General features: G+C 35.7%; 12 protein-coding genes. All 12 read left to right on the top strand.

Annotated features, from left to right (window positions below; genetic code table 11):
- The first annotated feature begins 550 nt into the window (after positions 1-550).
- The 12 genes from J7574_RS14360 to J7574_RS14305 all read left to right on the top strand — a co-directional run bounded on the left by J7574_RS14360 (position 551) and on the right by J7574_RS14305 (position 20,126).
- A complete protein-coding gene (locus J7574_RS14360) occupies positions 551-2,050 on the top strand; it encodes an aminotransferase class V-fold PLP-dependent enzyme (protein WP_290969718.1) in 1,500 nt (499 codons plus the stop codon).
- A gap of 38 nt (positions 2,051-2,088) precedes the next feature.
- Positions 2,089-3,036 (top strand): thioredoxin-disulfide reductase, encoded by a 948-nt coding sequence (gene trxB, locus J7574_RS14355; protein WP_290969715.1) that lies wholly within the window; start codon positions 2,089-2,091, stop codon positions 3,034-3,036.
- Positions 3,037-3,162: 126 nt separating this feature from the next.
- Positions 3,163-5,961, top strand: coding sequence for a pyruvate, phosphate dikinase (gene ppdK / locus J7574_RS14350; RefSeq protein WP_290969713.1), 2,799 nt, complete (start codon positions 3,163-3,165; stop codon positions 5,959-5,961).
- Between the two features lie 846 nt (positions 5,962-6,807).
- Positions 6,808-7,356: an RNA polymerase sigma-70 factor gene (locus tag J7574_RS14345; protein ID WP_290969710.1), complete on the top strand. Its 549-nt coding sequence runs from the start codon at positions 6,808-6,810 to the stop codon at positions 7,354-7,356.
- Between the two features lie 147 nt (positions 7,357-7,503).
- Positions 7,504-8,661, top strand: a complete 1,158-nt coding sequence (locus tag J7574_RS14340; protein WP_290969707.1) for a FecR family protein — start codon at positions 7,504-7,506, stop codon at positions 8,659-8,661.
- A gap of 125 nt (positions 8,662-8,786) precedes the next feature.
- Positions 8,787-12,260, top strand: coding sequence for a TonB-dependent receptor (locus tag J7574_RS14335; RefSeq protein ID WP_290969705.1), 3,474 nt, complete (start codon positions 8,787-8,789; stop codon positions 12,258-12,260).
- 31 nt (positions 12,261-12,291) lie between these two features.
- The gene (locus J7574_RS14330) at positions 12,292-13,788 is read left to right on the top strand and encodes a RagB/SusD family nutrient uptake outer membrane protein (RefSeq protein WP_290969703.1); all 1,497 of its coding nucleotides are present in this window, start codon (positions 12,292-12,294) and stop codon (positions 13,786-13,788) included.
- A 185-nt stretch (positions 13,789-13,973) separates the two neighbouring features.
- On the top strand, positions 13,974-15,182 hold the full coding sequence (locus J7574_RS14325; protein WP_290969701.1) for a thioredoxin family protein: 1,209 nt from the start codon (positions 13,974-13,976) through the stop codon (positions 15,180-15,182).
- Between the two features lie 16 nt (positions 15,183-15,198).
- A complete protein-coding gene (locus J7574_RS14320; RefSeq protein WP_290969699.1) occupies positions 15,199-16,416 on the top strand; it encodes a TlpA disulfide reductase family protein in 1,218 nt (405 codons plus the stop codon).
- A 53-nt stretch (positions 16,417-16,469) separates the two neighbouring features.
- Positions 16,470-17,678, top strand: coding sequence for a TlpA disulfide reductase family protein (locus J7574_RS14315; RefSeq protein ID WP_290969697.1), 1,209 nt, complete (start codon positions 16,470-16,472; stop codon positions 17,676-17,678).
- A gap of 66 nt (positions 17,679-17,744) precedes the next feature.
- Positions 17,745-18,191 carry a protein-disulfide reductase DsbD domain-containing protein gene (locus J7574_RS14310; protein ID WP_290969695.1) on the top strand — a complete coding sequence of 149 codons (447 nt, stop codon included), beginning with the start codon at positions 17,745-17,747 and terminating at the stop codon, positions 18,189-18,191.
- Between the two features lie 12 nt (positions 18,192-18,203).
- Positions 18,204-20,126, top strand: a complete 1,923-nt coding sequence (locus J7574_RS14305) for a thioredoxin family protein (RefSeq protein WP_290969693.1) — start codon at positions 18,204-18,206, stop codon at positions 20,124-20,126.
- Positions 20,127-20,318 lie beyond the last annotated feature (192 nt).

Genomic DNA, 20,318 nt, shown 5'->3' with positions numbered 1-20,318 from the left:
AAACAAATCTGTTAAGATACTATGCCTTTCGGTTTATGATATTGGATTAGTTCTTTTGAAAAAGGGATGGAATAGGATATTTTGGCATACTAAAAGTTTAAAATCAAATCTAGCAATTTAGTTTGTAACCGATTCAAAAAACTCTTTATAATATCATCTGGGTTTTATTTTTTATTCTTTTATCTCTCTTAGGGCAGTTTTATCTTCCGGTTTCTTTTCTGCTCCAGTTTCCCCTATTATTTCAGATCTTGAGAGATGTTCTGAGATGCTGTAAAAAACGAGCCTGTAATGCTGTATTTTTTTTGATTACTAAAGTTTTAGAAGTGAGGAGTTTAAATATTTACCACTACTGTGACAAAAGGTACACAAAATTTGATCTTGCGGCATTACTTTTAGCCTCGCTTAAATCTGGGACTGGACTTGAGAATTATTCTCAAACTTATATGTACCTGATTTTAGCGGCAAATCGCTGGGTAAACCATTTTTTTACAGACAGAGCATTACTGCCCCAGTACAAATAAAAAAAAAATAAATAAATAATTGAAAAGAAATGAATACAGATAATATTGAGAATAATATAGGCATTTTAGAAGAATATTTCTCAAAGTTTAGAGAAAATACAATTGGATTCGACCATCATTTTGAATCTATATATGGGACCCAAAAAATGATTTATGCTGATTGGATAGCCAGCGGCAGGTTGTACGGGCCGATTGAGGAAATTATGAAAAATAAAATTGGGCCAATGATTGCCAATACGCATTCTTTTTCAAGTGAGACTGGTAAGACCTCTACTTATGCATATAAATATGCTCGTGAGATCATCAAAAAAAAGGTCAATGCTGATCAAGGGGACATATTGGTAGCCACCGGAACTGGAATGACAGCAGCACTCAATAAACTGCAGCGTATTATGGGATTGCGTTCTAAGGATAATATTTACAATGCAAAATTGAATTTTGATGATCAAAGGCCCGTGGTTTTTATTACACATATGGAGCATCATTCCAATCAGGTTCCGTGGTATGAAACCATTGCAGATGTGGTTGTTTTGCCTTGCGATGAAAATAATTTGGTTGACCCGAGAACACTTTCAGAAGAACTTAAAAAATATCAAAGCAGAGCTTTAAAAATTGGTTCTTTTACCGCTTGTTCAAACGTTACGGGAATAATTACGCCCTTTTATGAACTGGCCAAAATAATGCACAGCAACGGCGGTTATTGTTTTGTGGATTTTGCCGCTTCGGCGCCTTATGTAGAAATCAATATGCATCCTGAGGATCCCGAGCAAAGCCTGGATGCAATTTTCTTTTCGCCTCACAAATTTTTGGGCGGACCCGGAACTTGCGGCATTTTGGTTTTTAATGGAAAATTATACAAGTCAGAATTTCCGGATAATCCAGGCGGAGGAAATGTCAGGTACACAACACCATGGGGAGGCTATTGCTATAATGATGAGATAGAAGCCAAAGAAGACGGAGGTACGCCCGGATTTTTGCAGGTTATGAGAACAGCCCTGTGTTTTGAACTTAAAGAACAGATGGGAATAGAGAACATGAAAAAGAGGGAAGCAGAATTATTATCTATTTGTTATGCGGAATTTGATACAATACCTGGATTAACAGTTTTGGGAAGCAGAGAAGCCGAAAGAATCGGCTGCGTTTCTTTTACCATTACAGATATCCATTATAATTTAATCGTAAGGCTTTTAAATGACCGTTTTGGAATTCAGGTCCGCGGGGGCTGGTCCTGTGCCAGTACTTATGCACACTCTTTATTTAATATTGATCAGCTTGGATCTGCCGCCATAGCGAAAGGCATTTTAGAAAAAGATTTAACAAGCAAGCCGGGATGGGTCCGTTTATCACTGCATCCAACAATGAGTGATCAGGAACTTTTGTTTGTCTGCGGTGCCGTAAAAAAAGTGGCGCTTTACGCCGAAGAATGGAAAGCTCTTTACCAATATAACCCATGTACTAATGAATTTGAAAGTCTTATCAAAGAAGAATCAATTGGGGAGGATGTAAAGCAATGGTTCTCTCTTCATTAATGAGATAAAAAAGATACTAACTCAAAAACAAAAATTTAATGTCAGATACAATCGAAATAATTAAATGCCTTATTATAGGTTCTGGCCCTGCAGGTTATACGGCAGCAATTTATGCTGCCAGAGCAAACATGAATCCGGTTTTATATCAGGGAATGCAGCCGGGCGGACAGTTGACTACAACTAATGAAGTAGAAAATTTCCCAGGTTATGTTGACGGTGTTACAGGACCGGAAATGATGATACAGTTACAGGAACAGGCAAAACGTTTTGGTGCCGATATCCGTGACGGCTGGGCAACCAAAGTAGATTTTTCCGGAGATATTCATATAGTCTGGATTAACGATTCAATCGAATTACACTGTGAAACTGTTATTATTTCAACAGGTGCATCGGCAAAATATTTAGGTTTGCCATCAGAACAGCATTATCTGCAGATGGGCGGCGGGGTTTCTGCCTGCGCAGTCTGCGACGGGTTTTTCTACCGTGATCAGGAAGTTGTAATCGTTGGAGCAGGAGATTCTGCTTGTGAAGAAGCACATTACTTATCTAAACTTTGTAAAAAAGTAACGATGTTAGTAAGAAGCGAAAAATTCAGAGCTTCTAAAATTATGGAACAGCGTGTTCGCAAAACAGAAAATATCGAAATTTTAATGCACCATGATACGGTAGAAGTTGTAGGAGACAATCAGGTCGTTCACGGGATTAAAGCATTAAATAAGCAGAATGGTGAAGTAATTGAGATTCCAGCAGCAGGATTTTTCGTAGCCATTGGTCATAAACCAAACACCGATATCTTCAAAGACTATATTACACTTGATGAAATAGGATATATTGTAAATACTCCTGGAACATCTAATACAAATGTTCCAGGAGTTTTTGTAGCCGGAGATGCTGCAGATCATGTATACCGTCAGGCAATTACTGCTGCAGGTACAGGATGTATGGCGGCATTGGATGCTGAAAGATATTTAGCTTCAAAGCAATAATCTAAAGTGAAAAAAAAATAAATTTTTGGAAGTGTTATATTTTCTAAATTTTTTTTATTTATTTAACTATATCGATTTCGTAAAATAAAAATCACAATAAAACTACTAAATTAACAACTGAAAATTATGTTTAATTCAAAAAAAAAGGTTTTTACTTTCGGCAATAAAAATGCAGAAGGAAATGCCGCAATGAAAGACCTGCTCGGTGGGAAAGGCTCCAATTTATGCGAAATGAATCTTATAGGCATGCCGGTTCCGCCGGGATTTACCATTACAACGGAAATGTGCCGGCTGTATATTGAAAAAGGACGGTATGCAGTTTTGGATATTATTAAAAATGAAGTAGAGGATGCTGTAAAATTTATCGAAATACAAATGGGAAGCAAATTTGGCGATCATGCAAATCCCTGTTTGGTTTCAGTTCGTTCCGGATCAAGAGCTTCAATGCCTGGAATGATGGATACTATTTTAAATCTCGGTCTAAATGAACGATCCGTTCAGGGTTTAATCAAGAAAACTAGTAACCCAAGATTCGTATGGGATTCCTATCGCAGGTTTATTCAGATGTACGGTGAAGTGGTGATGGGAATGAAACCGGAATCCAAAGAAGATCAGGATCCGTTTGAAGAAATTATAGAGCAGCTTAAAAAAGAAAAAAGGGTAAAGCAGGATAGCGAGTTTACTGCTGAAGACTTAAAAGAAATGTCAGCCCGTTTTCAGAAAGCAGTAAAAGTGGTAACCGGAAAAGATTTTCCAAATGATCCCTGGGAACAGCTTTGGGGCGCCATAATTGCCGTTTTTGACAGCTGGAGCAATAAAAGAGCGGTGTTTTACCGCCAGCTAAATAATATTCCCGAAGAATGGGGAACTGCTGTAAACATACAAGCCATGGTTTTTGGTAATATGGGAGATAAATCGGCTACAGGAGTTGCTTTTACCAGAGATGCCGGTACGGGAGAAAATCTTTTTAATGGAGAATATCTGGTCAATGCGCAGGGGGAAGATGTTGTAGCAGGTATCCGTACGCCGCAGCAGATTACCCTTGAAGGCTCAAGGCGGTGGGCCGCTTTGTCCAATATCTCTGAAAGAGACCGCTTTGAAAATTTTCCTTCATTAGAAGAAACAATGCCTGAGATTTTTGATCAGCTTACCACAATTGCCAAAAAATTGGAGCACCATTTTAAAGACATGCAGGACATTGAATTTACCATTCAACAGGGCAAACTCTGGATGCTGCAAACCAGAAACGGCAAGCGCACCGGAACTGCAATGGTAAAAATGGCTGTTGAGATGTATCATGAAAAACTTTTGGATGAAAAAACAGCAGTATTGCGGGTAGATCCAAACAAACTCGATGAACTCCTGCATCCTGTATTTGATCCCGATTCCCTTAAAAAAGCGCAAGTTATAGCACAAGGATTACCGTCATCTCCGGGCGCTGCGACAGGAAAAATTGTTTTCTTTGCAGATGATGCGGAAGACTGGTCAAAAAATGGGCATAAAATTATTTTAGTGCGAATAGAAACTTCTCCCGAAGATTTAAACGGAATGGCAGTTGCAGAAGGAATTCTTACTGCAAGGGGGGGAATGACATCGCATGCAGCAGTTGTGGCGCGCGGAATGGGAAAATGCTGCGTTTCAGGAGCTGAAAACATCAAAATAGATTATAAAAAACGTACCGTTCAATTGGAGGGAATTGTACTTACAGAAGGTGATTGGATTTCGCTGAACGGGTCAACAGGAAAAGTATATAATGGAAATATCCAAACCAAGGCAGCAGTTTTGGACCAGGATTTTGACCAGCTCATGCAAATGGCCGATAAATATTCCAGGATGCTGGTTCGTACCAATGCAGATACTGCCGAAGATGCAAAGACGGCACGCAATTTTGGCGCAAAAGGCATAGGACTTTGCCGAACCGAACATATGTTTTTTCAGGACAATAAAATCAAAGCCATGCGCGAGATGATTTTAGCAGAAGACGAAACAGGAAGAAGAAAAGCGCTTGCAAAATTACTCCCGATGCAGCGCGAAGATTTTGAATGTATTTTCAGGGCAATGGATGGTTTTCCTGTTACGATCCGATTACTTGATCCTCCTCTGCATGAATTTGTCCCGCATCAGGAGCAAAGCCAGCAGTGTATGGCAGATGAGATGGGAATTACAATCAAAGCCGTAAAAGAAAAAATAGAATCCATGTATGAGTTTAACCCAATGCTGGGACACCGTGGATGCCGTCTGGGGAATACCTATCCGGAAATTACAGAAATGCAGACCAGAGCGATAATGGAAGCGGCTATGAATCTGAAAAAAGAAGGGATTAAAAGCCTTCCCGAAATTATGGTTCCCCTTACCGGAACAGTGGAAGAAATGGAAATGCAAAAACAGATCATAACCCAAACCGCAGAAGAAATTTTCACACAATATAGCGATCGGATAGAATATAGGGTGGGAACTATGATTGAAGTGCCACGTGCTGCACTCATAGCAGATAAAATAGCTGAATCTGCAGAGTTTTTCTCTTTTGGAACTAATGATTTAACACAAATGACTTTTGGTTATTCCCGAGATGATGCGGGAAAATTTCTTCCGTTTTATCTGAAAAAGGGGATTTTAAAACATGATCCTTTTCAGGTTCTAGATCAAAATGGAGTGGGGCAGCTGATCACTATGGCGGCTCAAAAAGGTTTGTCTTCGCGTCCCGATCTTAAAATTGGTATTTGCGGGGAACATGCGGGAGAGCCTTCTTCTATAGAGTTTTGCCATAATGCTGGAATTCAGTATGTGAGCTGTTCTCCTTTTAGGGTTCCAATAGCACGCTTAGCTGCAGCACAGGCAGCAGTCAGAGAATCTTTGGCAAAACATGAAAAGCAGGAAAAAATAAAGCAGGAAAAGGTCGATATGCTTGCTAAGCTAATTATTTGATGCAAATAATTGATTATGTAAAACAGTCATGGCCACTACCTGATCATGACTGTTTTTATGCTGTAAAACTTTCCAAATAGACGTATATTACTTGTTAAGATAATCAGTATGCAGATATTCTTTTAAAGTGGCCGGCTTTCCATCGAGCAGTTCTTCAAGATCATTACCAGCCAGATTTGTGACATTGCTGAAATGACTACAGATTCCATTTTAAAGCAAACTATGAGATGGAATTGGGCCCTACGCAGCGGATAATATTTTGCCGCAAAATCGAAATGGACAAAAAATCTGAGTGAAATCCTGTTTACTATCCTGTGGATGCACAATGTTTTAAATCTACGGATTAAATTACTGTAGTAATTAAGTAATTTGTTAGCTTAGATTTAAAAATAATTTCAAAATAAGCTATTGAAAATTTTCCTAATTCATGGTTTTTAAATGAATTATTATTATAATAGCATTTTTATTAAATTATATGTTTTAAAGTTGGATTACATTAGTAAAAATGTTGTAAAATCTTACTTTATATGTTAAATTTTTATTTTTGTTAATTTTTTGTTTTTGTTTTTGTTTTTAAAACCAGATACTTTTTCACAGAATTAAATGCTTAAATCGTAAAAAAAATGTATTATTTAGTCCTATTACAGGATATTAATTCTAAATCTTTAAGAAACTGACATAAGTAAGGATATTTTTCTGATTGAGCGTAGATTACAAGTAAATTAACAATTTATCTATATTAGCATATTAATAACGTTTTAAGTGATTTTTGTTGTAAAAATTTCTTTAAATTATTGTAAGTAAATAAGTTTTAAACTTTTTTTTGGAGCCTTTAAAAAGGAAACTATGGAAGCGCAACCTTTAACATTAAAAGAATATAAGGGATTTTTTAATACACTCTATCCTTCGTTGTGCTTATTTTCTAATAAGTATGTTGAGGATTTAGAAATTTCAAAAGATATCGTTCAGGAAGTATTTATTAAAGTTTGGGAAGACAAAGTAGCCTTTCATGACAATGCTGCAATCAAATCTTATTTCTATACTTCGGTAAAAAACCGCTCGCTGGATTATTTAAAAAGTAAACCCTACCAAACGATAGGGTCTATTGGCAAAACCGATATTGCAGAATTAGAAACAGATCCGTTTTTTTTGCGTGAGGTTGTAATTTCCGAAACTTCCATTATAATAGAAAAAGCTGTAAATACGTTACCGGCAAAATGTGCCCAGATTATAAAATTAAGTATTAAGGGTTTAAGCAATGCAGAAATTTCAGAAGAATTAGGGATTTCTTTAAATACCATTAAGACGCAAAAAAAAATAGCCTATAAGCGTTTGAAACCGTTATTGAAAGATTCTTTTTTTATCATTGCATTTGTATTTGAAATCCAGAATTAGTCTCTTTATAAGCAATTATTTTTTAATAATGTTGTCAAAAATCAAAGTAAAGTAATAGCCTTAAAAAAAAAAATATAATTTTTTTTCACTTCTTTTTCACCCTCCTTTTGCATTTTGTCGTCTTAGTAATAAATAAACCATTATAAGATGTCTGTTTTTAAAAATATAATTGAACTTTGTAATCGTATAGCTTCCTCGATTCTAAAGCTTGAGAGACCTGATGCACTGCATGAGTCCGATCTTTTTAGCGATTCGGATAAGGAATACATATTGAAGCATCTTACGGATAAAAAATTAGTGCAGAAGCGTGCGGCATTAGTCAGCGAGATTGATAAAAAAGAAGGCTGGGCAGCAATTCAGGATAAAATTGAAGTTTCTGTAAAGAAAATTTATATTTGGAAATACGCTGCTGCTGCTGCAGTTTTAATGCTTGCTTCAACACTTTATTTCTTTAAAAGCGATATTTTAAAAGAAAATCAACCTCAAAAACAAGTAGTTGCAAAAGCACTTATCAATCCGGGAACAGATAAAGCAGTTCTGGTTCTTGCCAGCGGAGAGCAGGTAGTTTTAGGGAAAGGCACTGTATATAATTCGAAAGGTGTTCATAGTAACGGCACTAATATCACGTATAAAAATATTGAAGCTGCCAACGCAGCTATAACATACAATTACTTGACAATACCGCGTGGAGGTCAATTTTTTTTAAAACTGGCAGACGGTACCCGAGTTTGGTTAAACTCGGAGTCGAAACTTAAATTCCCGGTCAGTTTTACAGACGGAAAACCTCGTGAGGTAGAGTTGGTTTATGGTGAAGCTTATTTTGATGTTTCGCCAAGTACAGCTCATAAAGGTTCACATTTTAATGTTTTGACACACAATCAGAATATAGAAGTTTTAGGGACTGAATTTAATATAAAAGCCTATCTGGAATCGGCAGCGATTTATACTACTCTGGTAGAAGGTAAAGTCAATTTATCGGGGTCTTTTAATACCACTGTTTTAAGTCCCGGAAAACAATCGATAGTTGATGATCATAAAATTCGTGTGACGGCCGTAGATGTTTTTAATGAGGTTTCGTGGAAGGAAGGTATTTTTAGTTTTCAGGAAATGCCATTAAAAGATATCATGAAAGTTTTAGAAAGATGGTACGATATTAATACTGTTTTTAAAAACCATGCTGCCGAAAATGTTACGTTTAACGGGATATTAGACAAAAACCAAAAAATAGAGGAAATTTTAAATATAATTAGTAACACAAACAATATACCATATGAAATAAACCAAAGAACTGTAATTTTTAAGTAAGAAAGAGATTATAAGTTGATATAAAAAAAGGGAAAAGCGGTTCGGACGTCTAAATACAAACCAGCTTTTCCCGTGATAGGACTTATAATTAATTCAAGATTAACTGATAAACCAAAACCAAAATTATGAAAATTAAAATTATTAAAGCTGTTTTCTTTAAAAGAAAAAGCATTTCAACTTTAATTATGCGAACCATTATTCTTTTTCTTTCTCTGGGGCTTTTTAGTTTCACACCAGTAGAACTATTATCTCAAAATGTTAAAGTTGTCATAAAAAACAACCAAGAAGCAACCGTTGACGAAGTTTTCGAAATCATTAAAAAACAAACCAAGTACAGATTTGTATATCGTTCTGATATGTTTGATGATCTTCCTAAGATTAAACTTGAAAAAGGAGCAATTAGTGTAAATACACTTTTAGAAAAGAGTCTTTCAAAGGGAAATTTTAAATACGAAATGGCGTCAAATAATACGATAATTATTAAAGAAGTTTCCATTCAAAAAGAAAAAAACGGTCAAACAATAGAAATAAAAGGTAAAGTTACAGATACAAATGGACAGCCGGTTCCAGGAATTACGGTATATGTTTCCAGTTATAAACCAACTGGAACAGAAATAGTTAAAAACTTTATAATCAGAGGAACGACAACAGATTTTGATGGCAGCTTTAGTATTACGGCCGAAGTGGGTTATTATTTGGTTGCAAGCGGTATGGGATTTCAATTTTATACTGAAGAAATAACAATAAGTAAAACAATTTATGCTATTATTTTAAAAGAAGAAGTAAGTGCTCTTGAAGAAGTAATGGTTGTAGGGTATGGAACAACCAAAAAGAAGGATCTTACAGGTTCTGTAGGTTCTATTACTTCAGAGGATATCCAGCAGATTAAAACACAGACAATCGATAACGCTTTGATCGGAAAAATTGCGGGTGTGAATGTTTCAAGCAGAGGTGGTGCTCCTGGAGCAGGTTCTTCTGTTAACATTCGCGGTTTAACACAGATAAGAGGGGATAACCAGCCTTTGTATGTTATTGACGGAACGCCAATCACGATTACACCAAACTCTGAAAGTTTAGGATTAATAAATTACGGTTCAAGGGAAAATCCGCTTTTGGCTATTAATCCTGACGATGTGGAGCGTATTGATGTTTTAAAAGATGCATCTGCGGCAGCAATTTACGGATCGCGAGCGGCAAACGGGGTAATTATCGTCACTACAAAAAGAGGAAAGAGAAATCAGGCGCCGAGATTTTCTTTTAATGCATCGAGTACTTTTCAGAATCCGGTAAAAATGTATGACTATTTATCTGCAGATGATTACAAAAAGATTTCAGTGAATATTGCTCAACAATATTTAAATCTTTATCCTAAAATGTCTTGGCCTGATTTTCCAAAGCATTATGCAATAGTGAATAATCCAGATACTTATTTTGGAAAAGCAAATACAAACTGGCAAGATTTAATTACCAATAAAAATGCCTTATGGACACAATACAGTTTTAATGTAAACGGAGGAACAGATAATGTAAATTATATGATGTCTGCCGGAATACAGGATCAGCAGGGTGTCATGATCGAAAATGATTTTAAACGTTACACATTCAGTACCAATTTAGACGTCAATGTAACCAATTATTTTAAAGTTGGAGGATCTGTAAATTATAACTATTCTATCAATAAAAATAAAGGGTTTTCATCTTTAGATATTGGAAGTTTCAGACCAGATCTTCCAGCTTATAATGAAGATGGTTCTTACTTCGCTTATAATGGGATTTTTGGTGAGCAATATACCGCTTTGGGGGATGGAATGCAGGATAGAAAAAAAGCGATTTCAAAAAACCTGTTAGGCTCTATTTATGGAGAAGTTCAAATTATAAACGGGCTTAAATTTAAATCTCAATTAAATGTTTCTGTAAATTCAGATGAGTCCAATCAATTTTATACTTCAAAAAGTTTCGAAAATATATATTATGCAAAGAAGGAAAACAGACCAGGAGCAAGATTATCTATTCAGTATAATGAAAGCTGGACAACTGCTTTTGAAAATATGTTGAGTTACAATAAAACCATAAACGAAGATCATAGAATTGATGCTGTTGCCGGAGTTTCATGGAACCGAACAAGATATGATGCTAATGCCTACCGATACAGAGGTTTTCCGGATGATGATATTTTGATCAATATCGGTTCTGCTAATTTTGCGGATGGTGTTTCAAGTGAAAGTTTAGAACAAGGACTTAATTCAATATTTGGAAGGGTAAATTACAGTTACAAATCAAAATATCTAGCCACATTTACGGCAAGAAGAGATGGATCAACAAAGTTTGGACCAGACAATCGTTATGGTTTCTTTCCTTCTGTTGCTTTGGCCTGGAATATGCATAATGAAGATTTCTTAAAAGAAGTTTCTTTTATTAATCAATTAAAATTAAGAGCTTCGCTGGGAAGAACGGGATCAGACAATCTTCCGTCATTTACCTATTTAGCGTATTATAAATCCTTAGCAAACGGAGATTCTTTGTATGACGGGCAAAATGGTATAACGGTTACAGGAGTTCCAAATTCCAAAATTAAATGGGAGGAAACAGACCAGCTGGATTTAGGAATTGATTTAAGTATGTTTAATAATTGTGTAACAGCAGAGTTGGGGTATTTTCAAAAAAACACATCTGGAATTATCTTATTTACACCGCTTCCTTACGAAACGGGATCAATCAGCTGGAATACCAATGTTGCTGATGTTTCAAACAGAGGATGGGAGTTTTTAATTGGAGTGGATATCATTAGAGACAAAAACTTCAGATGGAATTCTTCTTTCAATATTGCAACTTTAAAAAACAATGTAGAACATCTTTATGGAGCCAGACTAGAAGATACAGTACTTATCGAAGGAAAGCCTCTTGGTTTAATTACTGGTTATGATGTAATTAAAATTGCGCAGACACAAGCAGAAATTGATGCCTTGAATATTTCAGCCGGAGGTACATATCAAAATACACTGACACAGCCCGGAGATTATATTTTTAAAGATATTAACGGCGACGGAAAAATTACAACAGATGACAGAGGACCAATTGGAGATATTAATCCGGATTATTTTGGCGGATGGAACAATTCGATAATTTATAAAAATTGGGATTTTTCTATGAACTGGAACTTTTCTCAAGGAGCGCGGAGACAATATGATAAAATTTCTAGGCTGGACGACTTAGATACGTTCAACAATCGTACTCGTGAGTTTTTTGATACCTGGACATCAGAAAATACAAATGCACCTTATGCGAGATATGGTTCGCCAACACACGGAGATACACAAGCTACGTCAAGGTCGATTGTAGATGCTTCTTACATAAAACTGCGTTCTGCTTCTATTGGATACAATTTACCATCTAGCTTATTTAAAGATACGGGTATTACTAAAGTAAGGCTGATTTTGAGCGGAAATAATTTAATCACAATTTCAGATTATCCGGGACTAGATCCAGAAGATGTTGTTAAGACTTCTTTTGCAAACAGATCAACTGGTTTTACAAGTGACAACGGAGCCTCTTACCCAAACATAAGAACTTTTACATTTTCATTAAATGTTACTTTCTAGTTAATAGTAAATTATTCTAAAAAAGATAGAAATGAAGAATTTAAAATATATATACATAGGTTTAGTAAGTGCAGCAATGCTTATTGCAGTTTCGTGCCAATTAACGGAAGATTTAGACAATTACAAACCGCCTTATGCATTAGAGGTTGATACGGCCATTAATAGTCAATTGTCCGCAGAATTAGCACTGACGGGGGCTTATTCTACTTTTAGACAGCAAAGTTCCCCCCAAGCGTTTCCAACATTTTACGTAGTACATGATATCATGAGTGGATATAGTAATAATGGTTCAGTCCGTACGGGATCCGAATATGTTGGCTGGGCGACTAATAATCCGATTGCAACAGGATCTCGATATACAAAGTTGATCTACAGCGGTTTGTATGATTTAATCAATCGCACCAATTGGCTTATAGAGAAAGTATCTCAATTAGATAATAAGGTTTTCACTAATCCGGGAAGAAAAACAGAGATTTTGGCCGAAGCTAAAATTTTGAGAGCTTTGGGACATTTTTATCTCTTGCGTACTTTTGGACAATTTTACGATGTTAATTCAGAATACGGAATTTTAGTTCGTACTGCACCGGTAAAAAATTCAAAAATAACACCAAGAAATACGGTTGCAGAAACTTACACAGCGATAATCGAAGATTTGGATGAAGGAATTGCAAATGCTCCAGATTTAAGAAGTAAAAAATACACCAATAAAACATTTGCAAAAGGTTTAAAAGCAAGAGTGCTATTGTATAAAGGAGATTATGCCAATGCAGCAATTTTGTGTGAGGACATTATTGCTAAGGGAGGTTCAAATTTTAAATTAGAACCAACCTACGGAGCCATTTTTGATGAACATGATTCTGATGCTATTTTTACCAGTTCAGAAGTTTTATTTGGAACAGCAGGAGAATCTGGTGCAGAAGTAGGAATGGGGGCGGGATACGACGGATATGATGCCACTATTTCGCAAGTTTATAAAAATGCTATCGCAGGAAGTATGACTGTAGGATCACAAACCATTACCTATGATGCTTCCAGAACATCCGCTTTTGTAAGAAATTTTACGTACGGAGGCTTTTACACCACTAAATACACTAATGAATCTACACCGGGAACAAAAGAGTTCTTCTATCATATGCGTATGGCAGAAGTGTATTTGATTCTAGCTGAAGCCAGTGCAAGGGCCAATAATGCCGTAACGCCGCAAGCGCTTCAGGCAATAAATACCATTAGAATCAGGGCCGGTGCAACTACCACAGGAGGCAATGGTTTTGAAACCTATCCAAGTACCATTACTTTAGCACAGTTTTTAACAGCAGTCCGTTATGAAAAATTAGCAGAATTGTATGCCGAGGGAGGCGAGTCTTGGTTTGACTTAATACGATATGATTATGCCGACGGATTTGGAAAAGGCTTTAAAGTCTCAGATGTAAAAGCATCAGCCCTAAATCCTGATAAATTTATCTTGCCGATTCCAACAGAATCTATAGATGCCGGAAATCGTGTTATTAAACAAAATCCATCGTATTAAACTTTAAATTACAGGTTAGAGAAGTGCTTTTCCTCTATAATGCTTCTCTAACTTTGTATTTCACTTTGAATTTTATAATGTAAGAAATCACTTGTTTTTTAATAAGTGAACGGCCCAGATTATGTCTTTTTATTAAGGCATTTTGAAAAAAATCATAATAACAACAAATCTTTAATCAACAAAAAATGAAAAAAATTGCAATTACAGTAGTAATGTTATTGGTGCTGCCAAAATTGAGCGCACAGGGAATTTCCTTTGAGCACAGCACATTTAAGGAAGTTCTGGCAAAGGCCAAAACAGAAAAGAAACTGGTTTTTATGGATTGTTTTACCACTTGGTGCGGCCCTTGTAAAATGATGGCCAGAGATATATTTCCACAGCAGAATGTTGGAGATTATATGAATGCCAATTTTGTAAGTATCAAGATGGATATGGAAAAAGGCGAAGGAGTCGAATTGACAAAAACATACAGTGTAAGCGCTTATCCAACACTGCTTTTTATGGATGCTGATGGCAAAGTAGTCCACAGGGCCACAGGGGCAGAGAAAGCAGAGGATTTTATTGAGCAGGCAAAGATAGCTTTCGATCCTTCCAAACAATTAAACAATCTGGAGAGACAATACCAGTGGGGAAAACGTGATCTGCCTTTTGTGGCTCAATATATAAAGGCATTATATACAGCTTACAACTTGGAATCTGTAGAAAAAGTAGGCAGAGAGGTTATTTCAACAATGAAACCAGAGCAGTATACAACAGAAGATGGTTTTACTGTTATTGCCCATGCCGGAATTGAGTATAAAAGTAAAATCTATAATTACATGATCAAAAATAAAAAAGCTTTTATTGACAAATCATATATCGGAAAAGAAAACTACAATAATTTAATTGAAACAGCCATATCTAATTATTTAGTAGAAGTTGCCACAACAAAGACACTGCCGGAATTAGACAATGCAATCGCAGAAACAGCTAAAGATTTTGTTTCACCGCAGCAGAGTGAATATAAAACATATTATTATGGACAATACTACTTAGCACAAAAGCAATATATTAAATGGTTTGAATTTAATAAAAAACAAGCAGACGAAGCATTTGCAAAAAATCAGAAAGAAGCATTGGATTCATACATCGATACAGCTTACAGTGTGGCTGTTAACCCTGATTTAAATAATGCTGGACTTGAAGAAAGAGCGATTGCAATGATTGAAAATACTAAAGATTCTTATCCAGAAGCACTTTCTGTAAATTATTGTCTGGCGAGCCTTTATCTGAAAACACGAAACAAAGCAAAAGGTTTAGAAAATATAAACACGTACATTAAGAAAATTTCGGATAAAGGTGAAGATACAGATGTCGGTATACTGGATTTAAAATCTAAAATTGAGAGTTTATAATTTTAAAGAAACTGTAATGAAAAATCTAAGCATCATAAATAGAACAGCGATTTTATTTCTGCTATTTCAAGGTTTTCCTATAATATGTGAAGCACAGGGAAAATATAAAATAGATGGTACAATAACAGGATTTAGCGACGGTAAAATTTATATGCTTACCGAAAGTAAAATTGATTCGGTCCAGGTCACAAAAGGTAAATTCCATATTTCTGGCGAATTGCAAGCTCCGGTCGAATATATGGGATTGGCAAAAACTTCAGACGAAAGAGAGATGATCGACAAAGCCTATGTGTCATTTTTTGTGGAAGCCGCACCGATGACTTTACAGCTAAATTATGCTGATTTTTCGATTACAAAAATGAAAGGCTCCAAAACTCAGGAAGATGTTTTTAAATGTACTGCTATTACAGATAAAATTCGCCTAAAATATAAGAAGGAACTGGATCATTTTGATGCGGTAGAAAAAAAGTATGATGATGCAGTAAACGCTAAAAAGAGTGAAGAAGTATTGGAAGCCATTAAATACGAATCTAACGACGCAAGATCGCTGTTATGGCCGATGTACAAGGAAACTGAAGAAGTACATATTAAATTTATGAAAGACAATCCGCAGTCGTACTACAGCATGTATTTATTGAGTATTTATACTGATAAACTTACTTACGCAGAAGCAAAATCCTATTATGATAGTTTCAATCCGTTGTATAAAAAAGGGGAATTATCCGAAAGTTTAGCTGCCGATATAGAAAAAATGAAAAAGGGAATCCCAGGCGCTGCGGCAGGACCTTTTAAGACCAAAGACATCAACGGAAATCCTTTAAAACTAGAAGACTTTAAAGGGAAATATGTTCTGATTGATTTTTGGGCTTCCTGGTGCGTACCGTGCAGAAAAGGAAATCCGCATTTATTAAAATTGTATGAAGAATACAAACCAAAAGGATTGGAAATTTTAGGTGTTGCTCATGATGATGAAAATGAAGATAAATGGAAAAAAGCAGTCGAAAAAGACGGTATCGGAGTTTGGCGCCATGTTTTGGCAGGAGTGCAGTACAAAGAAGGAACCTATGAAAGAATAAATCTGGATCAGGATATCAGCGAAGGGTATAACATTAGTTCACTGCCTACAAAAATTCTGGTAGATCCTAAGGGAATGATTGTAGCAAGATATGATGGGGCAGAAGATGATGATAAAAAAATGGATCAGGATCTGGCAGCCATTTTTGCAAAGAAATAAAGCATTAAAAGTAGTATCAGTAATTTAAGTACTGAAAAAAAAATAAAATAATTATGAAACATTTAAGTATAAAAAGAATCGTCATTTTAAGTATGATGCTGCTGGTTGCTTTTACAACGGCGGCACAGCAAAAGTTCCATATTGATGGAACAATTACCGGATTATCAAACGGTAAAATATATGCTTATCTGGACAAAGGAGCTCAGCCAATTGAAGTGAAAAACGGTAAATTTAAAATAGAAAGCACTTTGACAGAACCGGTTCTCGATCTTGCAATAGCGAAAAATACGGAAATAGATTATGAGGATGAAAAAAGCTTTATATCTCTTTATGCAGAGCCTGGAAAACAAATCCTTAAAGTTGATTACGCTGATTTTAGAAAAGCAAAATTAACGGGGTCAAAAACTCAGGATGAAAATTACAAATATCAAGCAATACTAGATCAGATTAAGAAAAAATATCAAAAAGAATTTGATAAAGTCGATGAGTTATCTAAAAAATATACGGAAGCTGCAGCTGCAAAAAAAGACGAGAAAACAACAGAAGCCATCAAATATGAAATAAATGATGCGAAAGAATTCTTAGAGCCTGCCTACGCAGAAATGACTAAAGCTTCGTTAAAGTTTATCAAAGAGAATCCAAAATCGTATCTAATCTTAAACATAATGGTATTTAATTTAAATGATATGACTTATGATGAAGCTAAAGGTTATTATAAGAATATAAATCCTCAATATGCAAATACTGAGGCAGCAAAAAATCTTTTAAAGGAAATCGAAAAAATGAAAAAAGGCATTGCAGGCGCTCCGGCAGGCTCCTTTAAAACAAAAGACATCAACGGAAATCCATTGAAATTAGAAGATTTTAGAGGTAAATACCTTTTGATTGATTTTTGGGCGTCGTGGTGTGTGCCTTGCAGAAAAGGAAATCCGCATTTATTAAAAGTTTATGCAGAATACAAACCAAAAGGATTGGAAATTTTAGGTGTTGCTGCTGATGATGATGATAAAGATAAATGGAAAAAAGCAGTCGAAAAAGACGGTATCGGAGTCTGGCGTCATGTTTTGGCAGGAGTGCAGTACAAAGAAGGAACCTATGAAAGAATAAATCTAGATCAGGATATCAGCGAAGGGTATAACATTAGTTTACTGCCTACAAAAATTCTGGTTGATCCTAATGGAATTATCGTGGCAAGATACGATGGCGGCGAAAAAGATGACGCCAGAATGGATCGGGATCTTAAAGTGATATTCTCAAAATAGAAAACAAAATTTATCTGTTTTATAATTGCTTAAGACAGGTAAAATTTACATAAAAATATAAAAAAAATGGCAAAAATAATTTCATTTCTACTATTGTGTTTTGCAATAAGCGGTAACGCTCAGGTATATAATCCGGTTAAATGGACTACAAGTGTGGTAAAAATATCGGAATCAGAATATGAATTAATAATTAAAGCATCTATCGAAAAAGGCTGGCATTTGTATTCGCAGGAAGTTCCCAAAAACGGGCCGCTAGGTACCAAATTTTCTTTTGATGGAAAAGGCGAATATTTAAAAAAAGGCAACACAAAAGAAGAAGAAGGAGATGTTGTTGATGATCCGATTTATGGAGTAAAAATTAAGTATTTCGTTAATAAAACCATCTTTAAACAGCGCATAAAAACGAAAAATGAAATACCGCAGCAAATCAAAGGAATGGTTGAGTTTATGGCCTGCGACGATACAAAATGTCTTCCGCCAAAACAGACAGAACTGGTTTTTAAAATTAGATAATATAAGGATTTTATGAAAAATATATTTTTTTTAATGACGCTTTTGACCGTGACATTAAGTTTCGGACAAAAGACAGCGCCTCTCTTATGGAAAACGGTCGTAGAAAAAATCTCTGATACAGAATACATTTTATCCGCAGAAGCAAAAATGGATGCCGGCTGGCATTTGTATTCGCAGAATATTCCTGCTAAAAGCAACTTGGCAACAACTTTTGTATTTGATGACAGCGAAGGCGGTTTTTTTCTTGTAGGAAATACAACAGAAGAAAACGGAAAAATTGCAGAAGATCCTGTTCTGAAAGCAAAAGTGAAATTTTTTGAAAGTAAAGCTGTTTTTAAACAGAAAATTGTCCTTTTGCACGAGTTAAAAACAATCAACGCAACAGTTGATTTTGCAGCAGGAAATTCTTCTGCTATTTCAGAACTTCAGAATCTTGACTTGGTTTTTGATTTAAGTAAAGCAGTTAAGTTTCAGAAAAAAGCTGCTGTTGTTTCAAAAAAAGAAGGTAATGAAGATCAAAGAGGACTTTTTAACATTTTTATCATTTCTTTTTTATCCGGTTTTGCTGCTTTACTCACGCCATGCGTCTTTCCAATGATTCCGATGACCGTTAGTTTTTTCACCAAGCAGAGTAAAAGTAAAGCGACTGGTATTCAAAATGCACTACTTTACGGTATTGCAATAATTGTTATTTATGTGGCTTTGGGCACTTTGGTCACTGCCATTTTTGGAGCAGATTCCCTAAATGCTTTGTCAACCAATGTCACTTTCAATCTGATATTTTTCGTACTGTTAATCTTTTTTGCCCTGTCATTTTTAGGTGCTTTTGAAATTGTGCTTCCAAGTTCATGGCTGACCAAAATAGATGAAAAATCGCAAGCCAGCGGAATTATCGGAATTCTGTTTATGGCATTGGCCTTAGCTTTAGTTTCTTTTTCTTGTACAGGACCAATTGTCGGAACTTTGCTGGTTCAGGCGGCAGGTCAGGGAGGTTGGGCTCCCATTGTCGGAATGTTTGGCTTTTCGATGGCCATTGCGCTGCCTTTTGCTTTTTTTGCAGCTTTTCCGGGCTGGTTAAATTCGCTTCCAAAATCGGGAGGATGGCTGAATTCGGTTAAGGTTGTATTAGGGTTTTTAGAGTTGGCATTGGCATTTAAATTTTTGAGTAATGCCGATTTGGTACTTCAATTACATCTTCTGGAAAGAGAAACATTTCTTTCTATTTGGATAGCCGTTTTTGCTGCGTTGACTTTATATCTCTTCGGGAAAATAAAATTAGCGCACGATTCTCCTTCAGAATATATTTCTGTGGGAAGATTGGGTTTCGGAATTCTAGTATTGGCTTTCACCATCTATTTGATTCCGGGTTTATGGGGCGCTCCTCTGCAATGGATTAGCGGTTTTTCTCCTCCAAAACAATACAGCGAATCTCCTTATGGATTGGGCAGTGCAGCCGCAGAAACCAAGACTATTTCAAGCCTTCCTGAAGGAGCGGAAGAAGGTCCAAACGGAATTACCGTCTTTAGAGATTATGAAGCGGGATTGGCGTATGCTAAAAAAGTGAATAAACCGGTTCTTCTTGATTTTACAGGATTTGCCTGTGTGAATTGCAGAAAAATGGAAGAAAGGGTCTGGACGGATCCCAGGATTTTATCGCATTTGAATAATGATGTGGTTTTAATTTCACTGTACGTAGATGACAAACGTCCGCTTCCAGAAACAGAACAGTTCTTCTCAGAAATTACGGGGGAAAAATTGAAATATGCAGGTCAGAGGTGGAGTGAATTTCAAATTCTCAAATACAAAACCAATGCACAGCCATATTACGTTTTGATTGATCATGAAGAAAAAAAATTAAATCAGCCAACAGCTTACAATCCAGATATCGAGTTTTATAATAACTGGCTGGAAGAAGGAATTAAAAATTTTGAATAGTATAGGAAATTAGAAAACCTTATTTTTTGTTTTATGTATCGGCTACAAATCTTTAAGAAATATTGGAAGCATGAGTTTGATTTTATCGAAGTTACGAAGCAGGAAATAGCAAAAATAATTAAGAAGAAATCGAAATTAATAATCAAGCCTCTGGGAAGAAAAATAAAATAAAGAATGTTTAATGAAATTTAA

This window comes from Flavobacterium sp., assembly GCF_017744675.1.
Lineage (GTDB): Bacteria > Bacteroidota > Bacteroidia > Flavobacteriales > Flavobacteriaceae > Flavobacterium.
Note: the sequence above shows the minus strand (reverse complement) of the source record. Positions and strands in the feature narration are given on the sequence as shown.

Excerpts from the sequence above, each read along its gene's own strand:
- J7574_RS14360 (WP_290969718.1), top strand. The coding sequence starts at position 551 with ATGAATACAGATAATATTGAGAATAATATAGGCATTTTAGAAGAATAT.
- trxB (WP_290969715.1), top strand. The coding sequence starts at position 2,089 with ATGTCAGATACAATCGAAATAATTAAATGCCTTATTATAGGTTCTGGC.
- ppdK (WP_290969713.1), top strand. The coding sequence starts at position 3,163 with ATGTTTAATTCAAAAAAAAAGGTTTTTACTTTCGGCAATAAAAATGCA.
- J7574_RS14345 (WP_290969710.1), top strand. The coding sequence starts at position 6,808 with ATGGAAGCGCAACCTTTAACATTAAAAGAATATAAGGGATTTTTTAAT.
- J7574_RS14340 (WP_290969707.1), top strand. The coding sequence starts at position 7,504 with ATGTCTGTTTTTAAAAATATAATTGAACTTTGTAATCGTATAGCTTCC.
- J7574_RS14335 (WP_290969705.1), top strand. The coding sequence starts at position 8,787 with ATGAAAATTAAAATTATTAAAGCTGTTTTCTTTAAAAGAAAAAGCATT.
- J7574_RS14330 (WP_290969703.1), top strand. The coding sequence starts at position 12,292 with ATGAAGAATTTAAAATATATATACATAGGTTTAGTAAGTGCAGCAATG.
- J7574_RS14325 (WP_290969701.1), top strand. The coding sequence starts at position 13,974 with ATGAAAAAAATTGCAATTACAGTAGTAATGTTATTGGTGCTGCCAAAA.
- J7574_RS14320 (WP_290969699.1), top strand. The coding sequence starts at position 15,199 with ATGAAAAATCTAAGCATCATAAATAGAACAGCGATTTTATTTCTGCTA.
- J7574_RS14315 (WP_290969697.1), top strand. The coding sequence starts at position 16,470 with ATGAAACATTTAAGTATAAAAAGAATCGTCATTTTAAGTATGATGCTG.
- J7574_RS14310 (WP_290969695.1), top strand. The coding sequence starts at position 17,745 with ATGGCAAAAATAATTTCATTTCTACTATTGTGTTTTGCAATAAGCGGT.
- J7574_RS14305 (WP_290969693.1), top strand. The coding sequence starts at position 18,204 with ATGAAAAATATATTTTTTTTAATGACGCTTTTGACCGTGACATTAAGT.